The organism is Salmonella sp. SAL4457 (genome assembly GCF_046548235.1).
GTDB classification, from domain to species: domain Bacteria; phylum Pseudomonadota; class Gammaproteobacteria; order Enterobacterales; family Enterobacteriaceae; genus Salmonella; species Salmonella enterica.
Genome location: NZ_JBGDZO010000787.1, coordinates 1 through 259, shown reverse-complemented (window position 1 = coordinate 259; position 259 = coordinate 1). Strand labels below are relative to the sequence as shown.

General features: G+C 68.7%; 1 pseudogene. It reads left to right on the top strand.

The features are described from left to right. A pseudogene (locus tag ACLJNW_RS26315) lies at positions 1-259 on the top strand (type II secretion system protein GspE); the annotation flags it as partial.

Below are 259 nucleotides of genomic sequence, written 5' to 3'. Positions count from 1 at the left end.
CGGCGAGGACGCCTTCAACCAGGCCCTGGCGGCCTCCTACCAGCACGACTCCTCGGCGGCCATGCAGCTCGCCGAGGACCTCGGCGGCAGCCTGGACCTCGCCGCGCTGGCCGACCAGGTCCCGGAAACCGAGGACCTGATGGAGCAGGAGGACGACGCGCCGTTCATTCGCCTGATAAACGCGATCCTCGGCGAGGCGATCCGCGAGAACGCCTCGGACATCCCCCTGGAAACCTTCGAGAAACGCCTGGTGGTGCGC